A 17,123-nucleotide genomic window follows, 5' to 3' on the forward strand; every position below is an offset into this window, starting at 1 on the left:
AAGACCGGCCGATCGTTTTCGCATGCCCAGATCTGGTACGACGCCCGCGACCGCGCCCGAGTCTGGGACGAGCGGAACCCACCGGCGGTACGGCGACAAGCGGACCCCTCCCGGGGGTAGGGCGACGAGCGGACCCCTCCCCGGGGGAGGGCGACACGCAGAACCCTCCCGGGGGACGGCGACACGCGGAGCCGTGCCGGTACGGGTGGAGCGGGGCCCGTCCCGAGCTATGGGGACCAGAGGTCTCGCAGGGTCCGGGAACGGGTTAGCGGCGGCCGTGGGCTCGGGTGATGGTTAGGACCATGCGTTCGAGGGCGTAGCCGGCGTCTCCGGAGGCGCCTTTGACGTCCGCGTCGGCCTGGGCGACCGCCTTGATCGCGGTCGCCAGCCCACCGGGGGTCCACCCACGCGACTGCTGCTTGAGCTGCTTGATCTTCCACGGCGGCACTCCGACCTCACGCGCCAGGTCCGCGTCCCGCATCCCGCTCGGCGCACTCGTGAACTTCGCCAGCCCCCGCAACCCGCCCGCCATCGCGCTCGTCACGAGCACCGGCGCGACCCCGCAGTCCAACGCCCATCGCAACTGCTCGAGCGCCGGCTCCGTCCGCCCTGCGATCGCCGCATCCGCGACCGCGAAGCTCGTCACCTCCGCACGCCCCCCGAAGTACTGCCCGATCAGCTGCGCCGTCACCGCCTGACCGCCCGAATCCGACACCAGCTGCGAACAAGCCCCCGCCAGCGCCCGCAGGTCATGCCCGACGGCATCCACCAGCGCCGACGCCGCCCCCTCGTCGACCGTCCCGCCGAGCAGCCGGATCTCCCCCGCCACGAACTGCGGCAGCTCCCACGCCTTCGGCGCCGTCGCGACGACCTCGTTGACCGATGCCTTCCGCAACTTGTCGAGGACGCCCTTCCCCTTCTGCCCACCGGAGTGCACCAGCACGACCAGTACGTCGTCCGCCGGCGCACCGGCGTACTCGATCAGGTACGGCGCCATCTCGCTCGGCAGGTTCTCCAGCGCGCGCAGCACCAGCACCCGCTCGGTCGCGAACAACGACGGCCCGGTCAGTTCCGCGAACACGCCGACGTCCAGCGTCGACGCGTCGAGATCACTCACCTCGACCGAGCCGCCGCCGTCGGAGGCGGCGGTCTTCGACACGGCCGCGATCGCGGACCGCACCGCCCGATCCGCCAGGAACGACTCCGAACCGGTCACCAGCAGGACGTCACCGAGCTTCGGCGCGGAACCTTTACGAGCAGCCACCCCGTCAGCATCCCACGCCGCTCCGACAATCCAGATGCACACCCACACCGAACCCTCCAGGATGGGCCCATGACCTCACCCACCGGTACGCCGACCTGCGACGCCCTGATCGTGGTGGACATGCAAACCGCCTTCGTCTCCGGAACCGACGCAGTACCGGGCGCTGCGCAACTCCTCGACCGGGTCGGCGAACTACTTGACCGGGCGCGCGCCGCCGACGTGGTCGTCGTACATCTGCAGAACGACGGCCCGCCCGGCGCGGACGACGAACCCGAAACGCCCGGCTGGGAGCTGTACCTGCCGGTGAAGCCCGGGCCGCGCGAACACGTCGTCCGGAAGCCGCGCGACGACGGCTTCGACGGAACGCCACTCGGGGAGCTGCTGGTGTCGGCCGGCGTACGTTCGCTCGCCATCTGCGGGGTGATGTCAGAGATGTGCGTCCGCGCGACGGCGACGACCGCTCTCGCCCGCGGGTACCAGGTCGTCCTCCCGTACGACGCCCACGCCACCTACGACGTCCCCGCCGTACCAGGCGTCGCCGATCGCATCCCGGCCCACGTCGCGTCGCGCGTCGCCGCTTACTCCTTGGGCGATCAGCCCCACAACACCGTGCCCACCAGCGCTGTCACCTTCACCTCCCGCTCGTAGGTTCGTCGGCTCGGTGAGCCGGGCGGGTGGTCAGGGCCAGGTGGTTGTTGGTATTGGTGATCAGGAGGGGGCCGCTGACGTTGGTGGTTGCGATGCGGAGGGCGTTGTGGGACAGGAGGTCCAGCGTTCTCGGGGCGGGATGACCGTAGTCGTTGTCCCGGCCTGCGGAGATGAGCGCGAGACGCGCGTCGACGGCCGCGATGAAGCCGGGATCTTGCTGGGCTGAACCGTGGTGCGGGACCTTCAGCACGTCGGCGCGGAGGTCCGCGCCGGTCGCGACAACGGCTCGCTGGGATTCGGGTTCGAGGTCGCCGGTGAGCAGGATGCGGAGTCCGGAGAGCTCGACCATCATCGTGACGCTGGCATTATTCTCCGGCGATCCCTCGTCGCTCGAGCTCGCGGACGACGTCGCGCCCGGCATCACGCTCGATGCCGCGCCCGGCGTCACGCTCGATGCCGCGCCCGGCGTCACGCTTGGTGTCGCGCTTGGTGTCGCGCTCGACGTATCCGCTGCGGGTAACGCCGGGACCTTGGCCGGCCACAGCGTCGTCCAACTCACCTGCCCCACGGCCCGCTGCTCCTGGTACGCCGCGGTTCGCACCTCGACGCCGTGCTGTCCCGCGAGCTCGACCACTCGGTCGTACTCGGCGCGCGGCGAGAAGTACGGCGTCACCTCGATCTCGCCCACCTGCCGATCGCTGAGCACACCGGCTAGCCCACCGACGTGATCAGCATGGAAATGACTGAGCACAACGACCGGAATCCGTTGGATCCCGAGGTCCTTCAGACATCGATCCATCGCCGCCGGATCCGGCCCGGTGTCGACCACGACCGCCGTACCCTCCCCGGCCCGCAGCACCAGCCCGTCGCCCTGCCCGACATCGCACGCGACAAGCAGCCAGTCGTCGGGCGGCCACCCGAGCGACCCGGCGGGCCGCAGTACGACGACCGCCAGCACGACGACCGCGATGATCATGGCGATCGGCCGGGCGAGGATGCGGTGGAGACCTAGTACGAGCGCAACGCAGAGCAGTGTCAGTACCGCGACACCGACCACGGTCGCGGGCCAGGCGCCTGCGGCTCCGGGCAGGTCGGCGCCCTCGCGGGCTACGAGAATGATCCAGCGGGCGGGCCAACCCGCAGCCCAGCCGACGAGCTGCGCCGCTTCGGTACTGATCATCGCGACCCCGGCCGCCACGAAGCCGAGGATGGTTGCCGGGCCGACTGCTGGTGCTGCCAACAAATTCGTCGCGACGGCCACCAGCGAGACCTCGCCCGAGATCCACGCGACCACCGGCGTACACGCAAGCTGCGCAGCGAGCGGACATGCGATCGCGTCCGCCAACCATCCGGGCAGCCATCTGGCGAGCGCGTCGCGCCAACCTGGGCCGAGCAGGACGATGCCCGCAGTCGCGAGCACCGACAACGCGAACCCGGCCGAGCGCGCGAGTGACGTATCGAGCAGCAGGAGCACGATCACCGCGACCGACAGGCTACGTACGGCGCGGCGCCGCCCACCCCCACTGGTCAACGCGAGCAGCGCGACCACGCCCATGGCAGCTGCGCGGAGGACGCTCGGCTGCGGGCGCGCGAGAACGACGAACACGACGACCGTCATCCCGCCGACCACCGTCAACCCGCGTGCTCGGACGCCGACCAACCGCGCCACCGGGAGCACGAACGCGAGCAACAGCGTGAGGTTGGTACCGGAAACCGCCGCCAGGTGCGTGAGACCCGTCGTCTGGAAGTCGGCGTTCAACTCGCTCGAAACTCCGGAGACGTCGCCCATCACCAGCGCCGGGACGAGGCCGCGTACATCCTCCGGCTCGTTCGCCACCGAGGCCCGCAGTCCCGCGCGAACCTGCTCAGCCGCCCGCAACCACCACGGCGGCTCGTCGACCGGCCGCGGCGGAGACCTGGTCGAGAACATCGCGGCGATCTCGGACCCGTTGTCAGCTCGCTCGAGCCGGCCGTTCGCATCGACGTGCTGGCCGTATCTGACCGTCGCCCACTTGGCAGTCCCGACAACGAGCACCGGCGTACGAACCCGCACAGTCCTCAGTTGTCCGTGGGCCCGACTCCGGACCTCCGTGATCGTCGCCCGCACCACCACGTACGGCGGCCGCCTGCTGCCCGCGCTCTGCCGAAGCACGGGATCCTCGTCGACCCGCATCCGCACAACCACCGTCGAGGCCCCATCCGCCAACTCATCCACAGGCCCCGCACGCAAACTCGCACTCTGAAACCCAGCGGCAACCCCCAACCCACCAACCGCCACCAGCACCCCCACAACAACCCACCACCAACCGTGGACCCGAGCTTCGAGTCGTGAATGGGAGCCGAGACGCAGACAGAACACGAGGCGCGAAAGGAACCTGCGGTGCGATCTGGACACGCGGCACGCACTGGACACGCGGCGCGCACTGGACGCGCGGCGCGGCCTGGATGCGCGGCGCCGACGCGACGCGCGGTGCCGACGGGACACGAGGCGCGAAACGGTCCGGCGGCGCGGACGGAACATGCGGAGCGGATGGGACTTCAGGCGCGGATGCGCGCGCGCCCGCGCGTGCCGCAGTACCAGCGCGAGGACCAGCGCAAGGGCAAGCGCGAGGCCGCCAGTGACCCAACCGGCGACTGGCGACCGACTCACGAACACCGCGGCCACCAACCACCCAGCACCTGCCGGCAACAACAACCGCAGATCAGCCGGCTCCCCCGCCTCCGCAGGCGGCTCGGCACCGGGCTGCTTTGGGTCGGGTGGGCTAGATGCGGACATGGGGCTTTAGAGAGTCAAACTTCTTGGGGCCTACGCCTGGGACCTCCTGGAGTTGATCGATGGTGGTGAATGGGCCGTTCTGGGTGCGGTAGTCGAGGATGCGTTGGGCGAGGACTGGACCTACGCCGGGGAGGGCGTCGAGCTCGGCGAGGGTGGCGGCGTTGAGGTTTACGGGGGTGTTGGGGACGGGGGTAGATGCCGCGCCGGTTGGTGGCGCGGTAGGTGGTGCGACGTTTGTTGGTTGCCCGACGACGATCTGTTCGCCGTCGACAACTTGGCGAGCGAGGTTGAGAGAGGTGAGATCCACTCCGCGGAGAGCGCCGCCAGCAAGCCCTAGTACGTCGGCCACCCGAGAGCCGGCTGGCGCGCGAACTAGCCCTGGCCGGCGCACCTTGCCTGCGACGTGGACGACTACATGCGCTTGGGCGGAAGCCGGTCCGAGGCCGGGCGACTGACCGGCGCCCGGCGGCTGTGCGGTGCCTGGAGGATGTTGTGCGCGGGGCTGGGTCTGCGCGGAGCCGGGGCCGGGCTGAGTGGAGGGTTGAGCTACGGGGGTGCCCGTCGCCGCAGTGGTTGGACGAGTATCGGGGACAGGCTCAGGCCGAGCGCGAAGGAAGGTCCAGGCAGCCCAGGCCAGGCCGACCGCGAGTAGTAAGGCAAGGACTCCAACGTGGCGCGGAGTAAGAGTCCAGCGGGCGTCACGTAGCCGCTCGGCACCACCCGGCCGCTCCGGGTCGGGTCGCCCCGGGACGGGTCGCTCGGGGTCGGGTCGCTCAGGGCCGAAGTGCTCAGACCCAGGTCGCTCAGGGCCGTGGCGGCCGGGGCTGGGTTGGTCGGGGTCGGGTTGGTTGGGGATCCATCCGCCTCGCACCTCTTCACGCTCCTCCAGGTCTTCGGCTTGGGGCCGGGCGGCGGCAGGCGGGGCGCCGCCGTGGGCGTCGGTCAGGTGGCTCCTGTTGGTGGGTGTGCCGGCCGTCGCGATCGGCGTTGGCGGCAAGGTGCGCCTGGTGTTTGGGATGTGAAGGTGGTTGTCGGGCGCGTGGGCGTGCGGTGCGGGCCGGGCGGCGAGGCGGGCGAGGGCTCGGGCTCGGGCGTCCGGGTCGGGGGGTGGGATTCGGCGGAAGACCTTCACGCCCAGAGAAAGTACGAGTCTGAGGTCCCGTCAGGACTGTCAGATGGATGCTGTGGAGAACCGGACCAGCATCCGCCGGCTCCGCGGCTAGTAGGGGCTTACCACTACGGCTAGGAGGCCGGGGCCTACGTGGGCTCCTATTACGGCTCCTACTTCTCGGAGGACTACTTCTTCGGCTTTGGGGAGGCGGGTGGTGAGGGTGTCGGCGAGGGTTTGGGCCTTTTCCAGGTTGGAGAGGTGGTGGACGGCCAACTGGACGGGGGCGTCGCCGGCTCGTTGGACGGCTATGTCGGCCAGGCGGGCGATGGCTCGGGAGGACGTGCGGACCTTTTCCAGGGGGACGATGCGGCCGGCGTTGATGGTCAGGAGCGGTTTGACCGCGAGCGCGGTGCCCAGCAGGGCCGCCGCGGCGCCGATTCGTCCGCCGCGGCGGAGGTACTCGAGGGTGTCCACGTAGAAGTACGTCGCGATGGACGTCATCCGGGCCCGCGCGGCTGCCTCGACTGTCGCGGCGTCTTCGCCGGCGGCTGCTGCGGCCGCGGCCGCCAGCACCGGGAAGCCCAGGCCCATGCCGAGTGATCGGGAGTCGACCACGTGGACCGGGATCGGGGACTCCTTGGCGCCGATCATCGCGGCCTCGAAGGTGCCGGACATGTCGCCGGAGAGGTGGATCGACACCACCGCCTCGGCTCCGTCGGCGGCGCAGGCGGCGTACGTGTCGGCGAAGGTCTGCGGCGCAGGCCGGCTCGTCGAGACAGGCGTGAACGTCTTCAGCGCCTCCGCGACCGCGTCCGCGGACGTCGCGCCGTCGTCGTACGACGTCCCGCCGATCACCACCTGCAGCGGTACGACGGTCAGCGGGTGGCGGAGCACCTCGTGCGTGGACAGACCGGCCGTGGAGTCGGTGACGACCTGCACGCGGGCTGCCATGAAGCGAGGTTACCGGACGGTTAATGTCCCCGCGCAGTGCCAGACTGCACAAGATGAAGGAGACCGAAGCGGAAGTTGCCGAGTTGCAGGCGCTGATGGACGCGGTCTACCCGCGGTCCACCGAGCACCTGCGCAGCATCATCACCGGTCAGCAGCAGCTCAGCGCCGCGGCGCTGGTGCGGATCCTGACCGGCATGCGTGTGCTGACCGTGGCCACGGTCACGGCCACGGGCGAGCCGCGGATCAGCGCGGTCGACGGACACCTGCTGCATGCGCGCTGGGTGTTCACCACAGCCGGTTCGGCGGCCAAGGCGCGGCACCTTCGGGCCAGACCGGCGGCCAGCGTGGCGTACGTCGACGGCGAGCGGATCGGCGTGTTCACGCACGGGACCGTCGAGTTCCTCACCCCACGGCACCCGGACTTCGCGGAGACCGAGGAGTACCTGGTCGGCCACTACGGCAGCTCCCCGTCGAGCTGGGGTCCGGACATCGTCTACTGCCGGCTGGAGCCGACCTGGATGGTCGGGTACGGCGACGAGCGCAAGCTGCTGCCAACGGCAGCGAGGTGAAGGCCACCCCTCCTGGGCCTTCACCTCGCTCGGGTACTGCGCCGGGCTCCTGACGTCCCCTGTGCGTCAACAGCCCGGCCTGTCGTGCTGACTCCCCCTCGTTGTCAGCCGAAGTACTGTCGGCCGAAGTACATGGGACCTCGACGAGCTACTCCCCGTTTCCGGTTCCCCCTGGGAACCGGTCTGACCGCGAGCTCGCCGAGGTCCCGGGAGGTCCCAGCGGCCGGCCCGCCGGCGGGTGACCAAGCCCGCCGGTTCAACCGTGCCAGCCGGGCCGTGGCACTCGTCCCCTGTGTCGTGTGCCTGACCCTGTGCTGGGACCCCGCCCCGGAAGCAGTGCCCTGACGGTGCACCGCGCCCGGTACAGGCAGGACGGATCCGCAATCCGCAGCACTCCGGAGCTCTCGGCCGCCGATCGGCGCCCCCACCAACCAGCCACCGGAGGCCCTCCGCGTCGCCTTCGCCGGGTGCGGCAGTCCAGCGGTGTGCCATGGCCTCTTCATGGTCCACCGCCTTTCGCTGCCGTGTCCGGTGTCGGTCTCTGCTTCGTGGAACCTGCCCTACGGCTGTAATTCTTGGTCCGGCAGCCATGTCAGGACGAGGCAGAACAACCGGCAGTTACCCGGCAGCTTCCGCGGATCCGCGTCAGGAAAGAGCGGCGAGTACGTCGTGCGCGAGCCGCTGCACCGCGGCCGCCGCGTCAGGCTCCGGCCACCCGTCCGCCACGGTCGCGCTGTCGCAGGACTCTTGCAGCACGGCCCAAGCGGTCGGCAGCATCGGCGGGTCCATGGACCGCTGCCAGGCGAGCAACTCGCCGCAGACCGCGTCCCCTGCCTCCGAGCGCCCCAGCGCGTGCAGCACCGCCACAGCTTCCGGCAGTACTTCGAGCAGGTAGACGACCCGGCCTTCGAGCAGCAACCGGTTGAGCGCGTCCCGGATCGCTAGCCGCGCCTGCTCGACCTCACCGGCGGCACGGGCCAGCCGGGACCGGTACAGCATCACCAAGTAGTCGAAGTACCCGCGATGCCCGCGGATGTCCGCGTCGGCCTGGTCGAGCAGCGCCCGCGCCTCGTCGTACCGGCCGTCGTGGTACTCGACCATCGCGAGGCAGCCGGCCACCTTCGTCCGCTCCGGGTCGTCCGACGCCTGGCTGTCGCGGGCGAGCAGGGCCCAGTGGCGGGCGCCGGACAGGTTCCCCAGCTCGAGGTCCACCCGGCTGAGCGCCATGTACGCGATCTCGTCCGGGTAGACGCCCGGATTGACCAGCGCGGCCTCCCACGCCAGCAGAAGCTCCTTGGCCTCCACCAGACGGCCCCACCGCAGTAGGGCCAGTCCACAGATCGCCTGCACCGTCGCCGACCGCTGCAGGTCGCCGTGCTTGCGAGCGTCGTCAACCAGCGCAGGTATCTCGGCCAGGCTCTGCGTGTCCAGCAGGTGCGAACCGGACGATACCCAGCCGCCCCGTGCCACCAGGCCCATCTCGGTCTCGCCCGGGATCAGCGTCCGCGCCTCGCCGTAGTGCCGGCGCGCGCCGTGGATGTCACCGGTCAGGCTGGACAGCCGGCCGGCGATCGCGAGCAGCCTGCCACTCGTCTCCTTGTCGGACACGTTCTCCGCGCACAGCGTCGCCCACCGGATCCCGCTCTCGGCCACACTCGCCTGGTACTGCCACGCGACCCGGAACCCGAGCACGATCCGCGCCGCGGTCTCCCACTCTCCCAGCTCGGCGGCCCGCGCCAGCGCCACCTCGAAGAGCGCCGAGTTCGCGTGCGCCGCCCGGTACCGCCGGTCGCGATCCGGCGAGGACCACGCGCCTTCCAGCCCGGACACGTACGTCGAACACCACTCGACAGCCCGGTCCCGGAACTCGGTGAGGTCGCCCTGCGACGCGAGTCCGGCGTACGCGTGCTCCCGGATCGTCTCCAGCAGCTTGTACCGCGCGCCGTACAACTGCTCGAACTCGTGCACAGGCTGCAGCAGCGACTTCTCCACCAGCTCGGCCAGCAGCATCGGTACGTCGATCTCGTCGATCGGCGGGCCCGTGCACACGCCCGCCACCGCGTCGAGGGTGAACGGCGAGCCCAGCACCGACGCCCGGTACAGCAGCTGCCGCGCCGGATCCGACAGCGCGTCCACGCTCCAGGCGATCGTGTCGGCCAGCGTCCGCTGATGCGGCGCGCCGAACCGCCGCGGCCCGGACAGCAACCGGAAGCGGTCGTCGAGTGCTGCCAGGATCGTCTCCACCGACAGCGACCCGGCCCGCGCGGCTGCCAACTCCAGCGCCAGCGGCAGGCCGTCCAGCCGGCGGCACAGGCGCGCGACGATCGATGCGTTCTGCGGGGTCAGCTCGAAGTCCGGCCGCACCCGCGCCACCCGCCGGCAGAACATCTCGACGGCCGGTGACGCGGCGATGCCGTCGAAGTCCTCGTCGTTCGCCGGTACGCCGAGCACCTGCACACGACGTACCACCTCGTCGGGCAGGCCGAGCGGGATCCGGGACGTGACCAGGACGCCGATGCCCGGGAAGCTGCGGACCATCCGGTTCGCGACCGTCGCGACGCCGTCGAGCACGTGCTCGGCGTTGTCCTCCACGATCACCAGGTCGCCGGGCCGGCGTCCGGACAGGACGTCGTCGAGATCCGACGTCCCCGGCGCGGTGCCGAAGGCGTCGAGGATCGCCGACGGTACGGCGGCGTCGCGCTGCACGGTCGTCAGGTCGACGACGACCACGGTCGTGTCGGCGCTGGAGAACCGGTCGGCCGCGGCGAGCGCGAGCTCGGTCTTGCCGACCCCGCCGGGGCCGACGAGCGTGACGAGCCGGTTCTGCCGGAGCAGCGCCTCCAGCTCGAGCAGCTCCTGCTCACGTCCGACCAGCCCGTCCGGGATCGGTCGCGTGCCACGCCAGCGCAAACCGGTCGGAGCGGCGTCCGCCACCGAGACAACAGGCGTCGCGGGCGCGGCCGGCCGTACGACGGGACGCGCCGAGCCATGGCCGGCCGCAGCGAGGAACGCAACGGTGTCACCGTCCTGGAGTCCGAGCGCGGACGCGAGCAGCCGGACCGAGTCCTTGCGCGGCCGCGCGACCCGGCCGGCCTCCATCTCGCGGATCGAGCGCACACTCAGCCCGGCGCGATCGGCCAGTTCCTCCTGGGAAAGGCCGGCCTGGACCCGCAAGTCGAGCAACAGCTCGGCGAAACCTCGCCGACCGTCAGCCCGGCCTTCCGCGTCCGACACAGCCCGTCACCCCTCTGGAGGCCTCACGTACCTGTCACAACATAACGTGACGGGGACGTTCGTGCCGGGACCGCCCGGCGCGCGGGATGCGTCCTGGATCACACAATTCGTTGAGAACGGCAACGAGCGGGAAATAGCTGTGAGTTCAGAAATGCATATTTCAAGCAGTTGCCCGAACCGGAGCGGATTCCTTTTCCGCGGCGTACAGGGAAAGCACGCCGGCCCAGTCCTCGAGCCGCGCGCTGGTGTCGGCGCGACCGGTGTCGGCATTCAGCAGGCTGCCGTCGGAAATCCCCCGGGTGGCGCGAACCAGGAGCTCAACGGTGACGTCGCGCAGCGTGTCCAGGGCAGCCATGCGGACAATTCAAGCGGAGTCGTGTTTCGCAAACGTAACGCGATCGGCAACATCACGATAAGTCACCAAAATACCGGTCGGCGAGTTACTGCGTGGTCCGTTAACCCGGCAGCCAGGAAAGCCGGACCTGACGCCGTGGATTGTCGACGTTGGTGTCGACCAGGCAGATCGACTGCCAGGTGCCGAGCATCATCCGTCCGTCGAGAACGGGGATGCTGGCGTAGGGCGGTACCAGGGCAGGCATGACGTGGTCGCGTCCGTGTCCCGGCGTACCGTGCCGATGCCGCCAGCCGAAATCCCGCGGCAGCAGCTCCTCGAGCACCGCGAGCAGGTCGGTGTCGCTGCCGGCGCCGGTCTCGAGGATCGCGATTCCCGCGGTCGCGTGCGGCACGAACAGGTGCAGCAGTCCGTCACCCTGGGCCTGATGGGCCTCAGCGTTGACGAACCGCTCGCACCTGCTCGTCAGGTCGAAGACGACCTCGGTACCACCGGTCTCGACGTCGATCAGCTCAGAGCGCATCTGAGCAGCCTAGTCGTGTCACGCGGGGACGATGTTGACCAGCTTCGGCGCCCGCACGATCACCTTGCGGGTACCGCGGCCGTCCAGCGCCTTCTGGATCGCCTCCGACGCCAGCGCCAGCTGCTCCAGGTCGGCGTCGGAGATGTCCGGCGCGACCTCCAGCCGGTCCTTCACCTTGCCGGCCACCTGGACCACGCAGGTCACCGTGTCCTCGACCAGCAGCGCCGGGTCGACCTTCGGCCAGCCGGCCTTGGCGACGGTCGGCTCGTGGCCCAGCTCCTCCCACATCTCCTCGGCCGTGTACGGCGCGACCAGGCTCAGCAGGATCGCCACGGTCTCGACGGCCTCACGCACGGCCGGGTCGGCCGCGCCGGGACCGGCGTCGATCGCCTTCCGGGTGGCGTTCACCAGCTCCATGATCCGGGCGACCATCACGTTGAACCGGTGCGAGTCGATCAGCTCGGCCGCGTCGGCCACCGTGCGGTGGGTGATCTTGCGCAGCTCGACGTCGCCGGTCGAGGGATCCGAGCCCAGCGGCGCCTCGACCGCTCCTGCCAGCCGCCAGGCCCGTTGCAGGAACTTCAGCGAACCGCCCGGGGACATGTCGGCCCAGTCGATGTCGTCGGCCGGCGGACCCGCGAACACCATGGTCAGCCGGACCGCGTCCACGCCGTACTCGTCGATCTGGTCGCCCAGGTTCACGCCGTTGCCCAGGGACTTGCTCATCGCCTTGCCCTGGTTGATGACCTGACCCTGGTTCAGCAGCCGGGTGAACGGCTCGACCGCGTTCAGCAGGCCCATGTCGTGCAGCGCCTTGACGAAGAACCGCGCGTACAGCAGGTGCAGTACGGCGTGCTCCTTGCCGCCGACGTACTGGTAGACCGACATCCAGCGGTCCGCCACGGCCTGGTCGAACGGGCCGTCGGTGTACTCCGGCGACAGGTAGCGCAGGAAGTACCACGACGAGTCCACGAACGTGTCCATGGTGTCGGTGTCCCGCTCGGCCTTGCCGCCGCACTTCGGGCAGTCGACCTCGACCCACTCGCGGGCCGCCGCTAGCGGGGACACACCCTTCGGCGCCAGGTCGGCACCGCGCAGGTCGGGCAGTTCCATCGGCAGCTGGTCGTCCGGGACCGGCACCTCGCCGCAGGACGGGCAGTGGATGATCGGGATCGGGCAGCCCCAGTACCGCTGCCGGCTCAGCAGCCAGTCGCGCAGCCGGTAGTTGATCGTCCGCTCGCCCAGGCCCTTGCTCTCCAGCCAGTCGATGATCCGCGACTTCGCCTCGGCGACCTCCAGGCCGTCCAGGCTGATCTCGTCGTTCGCGCTGTTGATGGCCGGGCCGTCACCCGTGTACGCCTTGCCCTCGAAACCCTCCTCCGGCTGCACGGTCCGGACGATCGGCAGGTCGAACTTCTCGGCGAACTCCCAGTCCCGGGTGTCCTGGCCCGGGACCGCCATGATCGCGCCGGTGCCGTAGTCGGCCAGCACGTAGTCGGCGGCCCAGATCGGGATCCGCTGCCCGGTCACCGGGTTGATCGCGTACGAACCCAGGAAGACGCCGGTCTTCTCGCGCTCGGTGCTCTGCCGCTCGATCTCGGTGGTGGCCTTCACCTTGGTCAGGTACGCGTCGAAGGCGGCCTGCTGCTCCGGCGTCACCAGCTCGGCGGCCAGCTTCGCGTCCGGCGCCACGACCATGAACGTCGCGCCGAACAGCGTGTCCGGCCGGGTGGTGAAGACGCGGATCGGCTCCGCGCGGCCCTCCACCTGGAAGTCGGCGAACGCACCCTCGGAGCGGCCGATCCAGTTGCGCTGCATCAGCAGGATCTCTTCCGGCCACTGCAGCAGCTCCATGTCGTCCAGCAGGCGCTGCGCGTACTCGGTGGTCTTGAAGTACCACTGGGTCAGCTCCCGCTTGGTGACCTCCCAGCCGCAGCGCTCGCACTTGCCCTGGACGACCTGCTCGTTGGCCAGCACGGTCTGGTCGTTCGGGCACCAGTTGACGTACGACGCCTTCCGGTACGCCAGGCCGCGCTCGTACAGCCGCAGGAACAGCCACTGCGTCCAGCGGTAGTACTCCGGGTCGGACGTGTGCAGCCGGCGGGACCAGTCGAAGCTGATCGCGTACCGCCGGATCGACTCCGCCTGGGTCTCGATGTTGGCGTAGGTGAACGTCGCCGGGTGCTCGTTGCGCTTGATCGCGGCGTTCTCCGCGGGCAGACCGAACGAGTCCCAGCCGATCGGGTTCAGGACGTCGTACCCCTGCTGGAACCAGTAGCGCGCCAGCACGTCGTGCAGCGCGAACACCTCGGCGTGGCCCATGTGCAGGTCGCCGGACGGGTAGGAGAACATCGTGAGCGCGTAGCGGCGCTCCGCCGAGCCGTCGTCCTTCGCCTTGAACGGGTCCAGCTTCTCCCACACCGGACGCCACTTGGCCTGCATGGCGTTGAAGTCGTAGCCACCCCGGTCGATCGGGGTGTCGTCCACCTGCTCCGTCACGGTCCTACTCCTGCTTCGTGGTCTGTTGAGCCTAAATCTGCCAGAAATGAAAAATCCCCTCACACAGGAGGGGGTGCCGCACTGACCGGCGCTCAGATTCGCGCCTGGATGCCAGTACGGCTAACTAAGGAGCAGGCTCACTCGCATAGGCCCAGAATAGCACCGGTGCCGCGCTCTCTTGAGGAGGTCGCGGCACCGGTGCAGGTCAGGCGGTCAGCCGATCGGTACGCCGAACGTCTTCAGCCAGTCCTGCACGACCTTGATGTCGATGCGCTGCAGGCCGTCAAGGTAGCGGCAGTTCTGCGTGTAGCCGTAGCTGGTCACGGTCACCTGGTAGCCGCCGTGGAACGTAGGCCCGCCGGAGTCACCGAAGCAGGTGCCGCCGGTACCGCGGTTGTCGTGCTCGTTGCCGTTCACCTGCAGGATCTGCGGCGTGAGCTTCTGCCCCGGCTCCTCCGCCCAGCGCCGCAGCAGCGGGTACGACATCGGGGTGGGCTTCTGCGGGCCGGAGTCGGCCTTGCGGACCTCGGTGCCGTAGCCGACGGACTTGAAGATCGTGCTGTTCAGCTTCGGCTGCTGGTACGCGTCGAGGTAGTTCGCCGGAGCGATCTTGACCGGGGCGATGTTCGTGATCGGCCGGTCGAGGACGATGACACCGACGTCGTTCCAGTTGTCCAGGTCGGTGAAGTCCGAGTACTGCGGGTGCGCGTACGCCGTACCGGACTTGTAGCCGGCCTTCTCGAGCTCGGCCTGGGTGTAGCCCTTCGACGGGTCGGCGGCGACCGGGAACGGCGACGGCGGCTGCTCGGCGATCACCGAGTCGAACGTCACCAGGGTCTTGCCGAGCGTGCCGAGGGTGCAGTGCGCAGCGGTGACCAGCACCGTCGGCGACACCAACGAGGCCGTGCACCGGAAACGCCCGTCCGGTTGGTAGAACAGAATCAGTCCGACGTTGGGATGACCGTTGCCGTCGGGTTCGCCGCCGGTGATCGCGCTCGCGGTCACCGAGGGCGCGACGGACAGTCCGAGTGCCAGCGCGCAGATGCCGATGATGCGGCTGAGTCGACTCCTCATATTTCGCCTCCATGGGTGCGGCATGAGTGCCTCAGGGCATTTGAGCAGTGACTCAGCGCGTTGTCCAGAGATCGTTTGACTACGTTCTGTGACCGTCTAGATGAATTCGGTGCCGCCCGCGCGGCGGTGCTCGCCCGGCGTACGGCCGTAGCGGCGTTTGAAGGCGGTGGAGAACGGGCGTACGTCGGAGTACCCGCAGGCGCGTGCCACTTCAGTGATGGACAGCGTGTGGTCCAGCAGCAATTGCCCGGCCAGCTCCAGCCGGAGGCGGCGCAGCGTGGACATGATCGAGGCGCCCGTGTGGTGGGTGAACAGGCGTTCGGCGTGGCGCTCTGACAGGTGTGCAGCGGCCGCTACGTCCCGGACCGTGATCGGCCGCGAGAGGTTGTCGCGGAGGTGCCGTTGCATGGCTTCTACTACCAGCGGTCCCCTGTCACGGCGCACTGGTTCAACAGCCAGGTCCTCGTCCAGTGCGAATGCCCTCGCCGTCTCCATCACCAGTGCGGTGCCGAGAGCTGCCAAGGAAGTAGCGTAGCCAGAGACGGGCGCAGCAGCCTCTCCTGCCAACGCACAGATGAGGCCTGGAAGGGCGCCTGTTCTCGTTGACATGACAGGGCCGTCGGCACGTGTCAGACCGGACCACCAGCCGCGGTCGTCCGAACCAGGCCGGAACGTGAAGCCCCAGAACGCGATCCCGAGAGGTGCGGCACGAGAGGACTCGATCTCGTGCACGTCCCCCGGACGCGCGAGAAACACGGAGCCGGGCGTCACGTCGTACTGGACGGAGCCGTTGTTGAAGCGGCCCTCGCCGGAGTACGCGAGGCACACCTCGTGGAAGGAGTGGCTGTGCCAGTAGTTGCGCCAGTACTCCGGCCGGTAGTGCCCCCAGCTGAGGAAGTCCGCGCGGAAGCCGTCGACCTCGCAGGACTCCAGCAGTCCCGCGAGGTCGACGAACCGGTCGGCGCCGGCGACGTCCGAGAGCGTCAAACAGCACTCCTGCCCGTGGGGTCGACTCCGCGCAGCATCATGCCCTGTCCCAGCGAGTGGTCGTGCGTCTTCACCGTCGGCGGGTCCGCCGGGTCGCGGTACTGGATCAGCCAGGTGGTGCGCGGCTCGTTGCTGGTGTTCACCCCGGACCCGTGCACGGTCAGGTAGGTGAAGAACAGTACGTCGCCCGCCTCGGCCGGCTGCGGAGTCGCGGCCTCGAACGCCGGCTCGGTGAGGTGGAACGACCCCTCCGGGTTGTGCTCCCGCGGGCCGTCCTTGTGGCTGCCGGGGATCACCCGCACGCAGCCCTTCTCCTCCGGCGCGTCGTCGAAGTGGAAGATCGCGGCGCCGACGCGGTGGTACTTGTGCGGGAAAAACGGGTGGTCCTGGTGCAGCGGGAACGGCGAACCGTTCTCCGGGGGCTTCACGAACAGCTTCGTGTGGTGCAGCTGCACGTTGTCCACACCCATCACCGCGGCGGCCACGTCGGTGAACCGGGGGTCCACCAGCAGCTTCGCGAACTCCGCGTCGTAGAACTGCGCGTCGTGCAGGTGCTGCAACCGGGTCGCACCGTCGGACAGCCCCATCGCGGACTTCCAGGTGGGGTCGTCCTTGCGGTTCAGCTGCGCCAGCAGGTCGTGGCTGCGCTGCCGGTAGTACGCCGCTTCTTCCTTGCTGAGCAGGCCTTTCACCAGCACGAAGCCTTCGTCGGCGTACTGCTGGGCGAGCGACGACAGCTCGGGCCGCCCGGATGTGATCGTCATGTCGGAGTACCTCCTGATCGGGTACTTCGAGCCTACGAACGCCGGCGCCCGGACGGCAGGACCGCGCCGGACGCCGATGTTCGTCAAACGGACACGGCTGGTCGAACGGCTACTGCTCGGACGGCTTGTCGTCGACCGGTACGGCGATCGGGCGCAGCCGCGCCCAGAGCACGAACAGGGCGGTGAACACGAGCATGCCGATGCCGCCCCAGAGGTTGATGTTGATGCCCGCTGCCTTGTCGGTCTCCGGCTGGCTCTGCACCAGGCCGAGGACTGTGAGAACCACGCCGTAGATGCCGATCAGGGCCGCGATCACGATCCGGATGTCGAAGGCGCCGGCCTTCTTCTTGTCTGCCATCAGATGCTCCCGA

The 17,123-nt window shown here is 69.4% G+C and carries 14 protein-coding genes; 2 read left to right on the forward strand and 12 right to left on the reverse strand.

Annotated features, from left to right (window positions below; translation table 11 throughout):
* Positions 1-265: 265 nt before the first annotated feature.
* Complete coding sequence (gene holA, locus ABN611_RS40275; RefSeq protein WP_350277569.1) at positions 266-1,264, reverse strand: DNA polymerase III subunit delta; 999 nt, start codon at positions 1,262-1,264, stop codon at positions 266-268.
* Between the two features lie 69 nt (positions 1,265-1,333).
* On the opposite strand from holA, the gene ABN611_RS40280 reads away from it, so the two are divergent.
* Positions 1,334-1,912, forward strand: a complete 579-nt coding sequence (locus ABN611_RS40280; RefSeq protein ID WP_350277570.1) for an isochorismatase family protein — start codon at positions 1,334-1,336, stop codon at positions 1,910-1,912.
* Here ABN611_RS40280 and ABN611_RS40285 read toward each other — a convergent pair.
* The 3 genes from ABN611_RS40285 to ABN611_RS40295 all read right to left on the reverse strand — a co-directional run bounded on the left by ABN611_RS40285 (position 1,896) and on the right by ABN611_RS40295 (position 6,750).
* Complete coding sequence (locus ABN611_RS40285) at positions 1,896-4,085, reverse strand: ComEC/Rec2 family competence protein (protein WP_350277571.1); 2,190 nt, start codon at positions 4,083-4,085, stop codon at positions 1,896-1,898. The genes ABN611_RS40280 and ABN611_RS40285 overlap by 17 nt on opposite strands.
* A gap of 589 nt (positions 4,086-4,674) precedes the next feature.
* Positions 4,675-5,820, reverse strand: coding sequence for a helix-hairpin-helix domain-containing protein (locus ABN611_RS40290; protein ID WP_350277572.1), 1,146 nt, complete (start codon positions 5,818-5,820; stop codon positions 4,675-4,677).
* A gap of 87 nt (positions 5,821-5,907) precedes the next feature.
* On the reverse strand, positions 5,908-6,750 hold the full coding sequence (locus ABN611_RS40295; RefSeq protein WP_350277573.1) for a DegV family protein: 843 nt from the start codon (positions 6,748-6,750) through the stop codon (positions 5,908-5,910).
* A 53-nt stretch (positions 6,751-6,803) separates the two neighbouring features.
* Here ABN611_RS40295 and ABN611_RS40300 point away from each other — a divergent pair, with 53 nt between their 5' ends.
* Positions 6,804-7,319 carry a pyridoxamine 5'-phosphate oxidase family protein gene (locus ABN611_RS40300; protein WP_350277574.1) on the forward strand — a complete coding sequence of 172 codons (516 nt, stop codon included), beginning with the start codon at positions 6,804-6,806 and terminating at the stop codon, positions 7,317-7,319.
* 645 nt (positions 7,320-7,964) lie between these two features.
* Here the strand turns inward: ABN611_RS40300 and ABN611_RS40305 are convergent.
* The 8 genes from ABN611_RS40305 to ABN611_RS40340 form a co-directional block, all read right to left on the reverse strand.
* The gene (locus ABN611_RS40305) at positions 7,965-10,553 is read right to left on the reverse strand and encodes a helix-turn-helix domain-containing protein (protein WP_350277575.1); all 2,589 of its coding nucleotides are present in this window, start codon (positions 10,551-10,553) and stop codon (positions 7,965-7,967) included.
* 160 nt (positions 10,554-10,713) lie between these two features.
* Positions 10,714-10,908 (reverse strand): hypothetical protein, encoded by a 195-nt coding sequence (locus tag ABN611_RS40310; RefSeq protein ID WP_350277576.1) that lies wholly within the window; start codon positions 10,906-10,908, stop codon positions 10,714-10,716.
* A 100-nt stretch (positions 10,909-11,008) separates the two neighbouring features.
* Positions 11,009-11,428: a YjbQ family protein gene (locus ABN611_RS40315; protein WP_350277577.1), complete on the reverse strand. Its 420-nt coding sequence runs from the start codon at positions 11,426-11,428 to the stop codon at positions 11,009-11,011.
* Between the two features lie 18 nt (positions 11,429-11,446).
* Positions 11,447-13,870, reverse strand: coding sequence for a leucine--tRNA ligase (gene leuS, locus ABN611_RS40320; protein ID WP_350281754.1), 2,424 nt, complete (start codon positions 13,868-13,870; stop codon positions 11,447-11,449).
* A 270-nt stretch (positions 13,871-14,140) separates the two neighbouring features.
* Positions 14,141-15,001 (reverse strand): trypsin-like serine protease, encoded by an 861-nt coding sequence (locus tag ABN611_RS40325; RefSeq protein ID WP_350277578.1) that lies wholly within the window; start codon positions 14,999-15,001, stop codon positions 14,141-14,143.
* A 96-nt stretch (positions 15,002-15,097) separates the two neighbouring features.
* A complete protein-coding gene (locus ABN611_RS40330) occupies positions 15,098-15,988 on the reverse strand; it encodes an AraC family transcriptional regulator (RefSeq protein WP_350277579.1) in 891 nt (296 codons plus the stop codon).
* Complete coding sequence (locus ABN611_RS40335; protein WP_350277580.1) at positions 15,985-16,752, reverse strand: phytanoyl-CoA dioxygenase family protein; 768 nt, start codon at positions 16,750-16,752, stop codon at positions 15,985-15,987. Before ABN611_RS40335 ends, ABN611_RS40330 begins: the two co-directional genes overlap by 4 nt.
* Positions 16,753-16,861: 109 nt before the next feature.
* Complete coding sequence (locus tag ABN611_RS40340) at positions 16,862-17,110, reverse strand: hypothetical protein (protein WP_350277581.1); 249 nt, start codon at positions 17,108-17,110, stop codon at positions 16,862-16,864.
* Positions 17,111-17,123: the final 13 nt, after the last annotated feature.

Origin of the sequence: Kribbella sp. HUAS MG21 (genome assembly GCF_040254265.1) — a bacterium.
In the GTDB taxonomy this organism is placed as follows: Bacteria; Actinomycetota; Actinomycetes; order Propionibacteriales; family Kribbellaceae; genus Kribbella.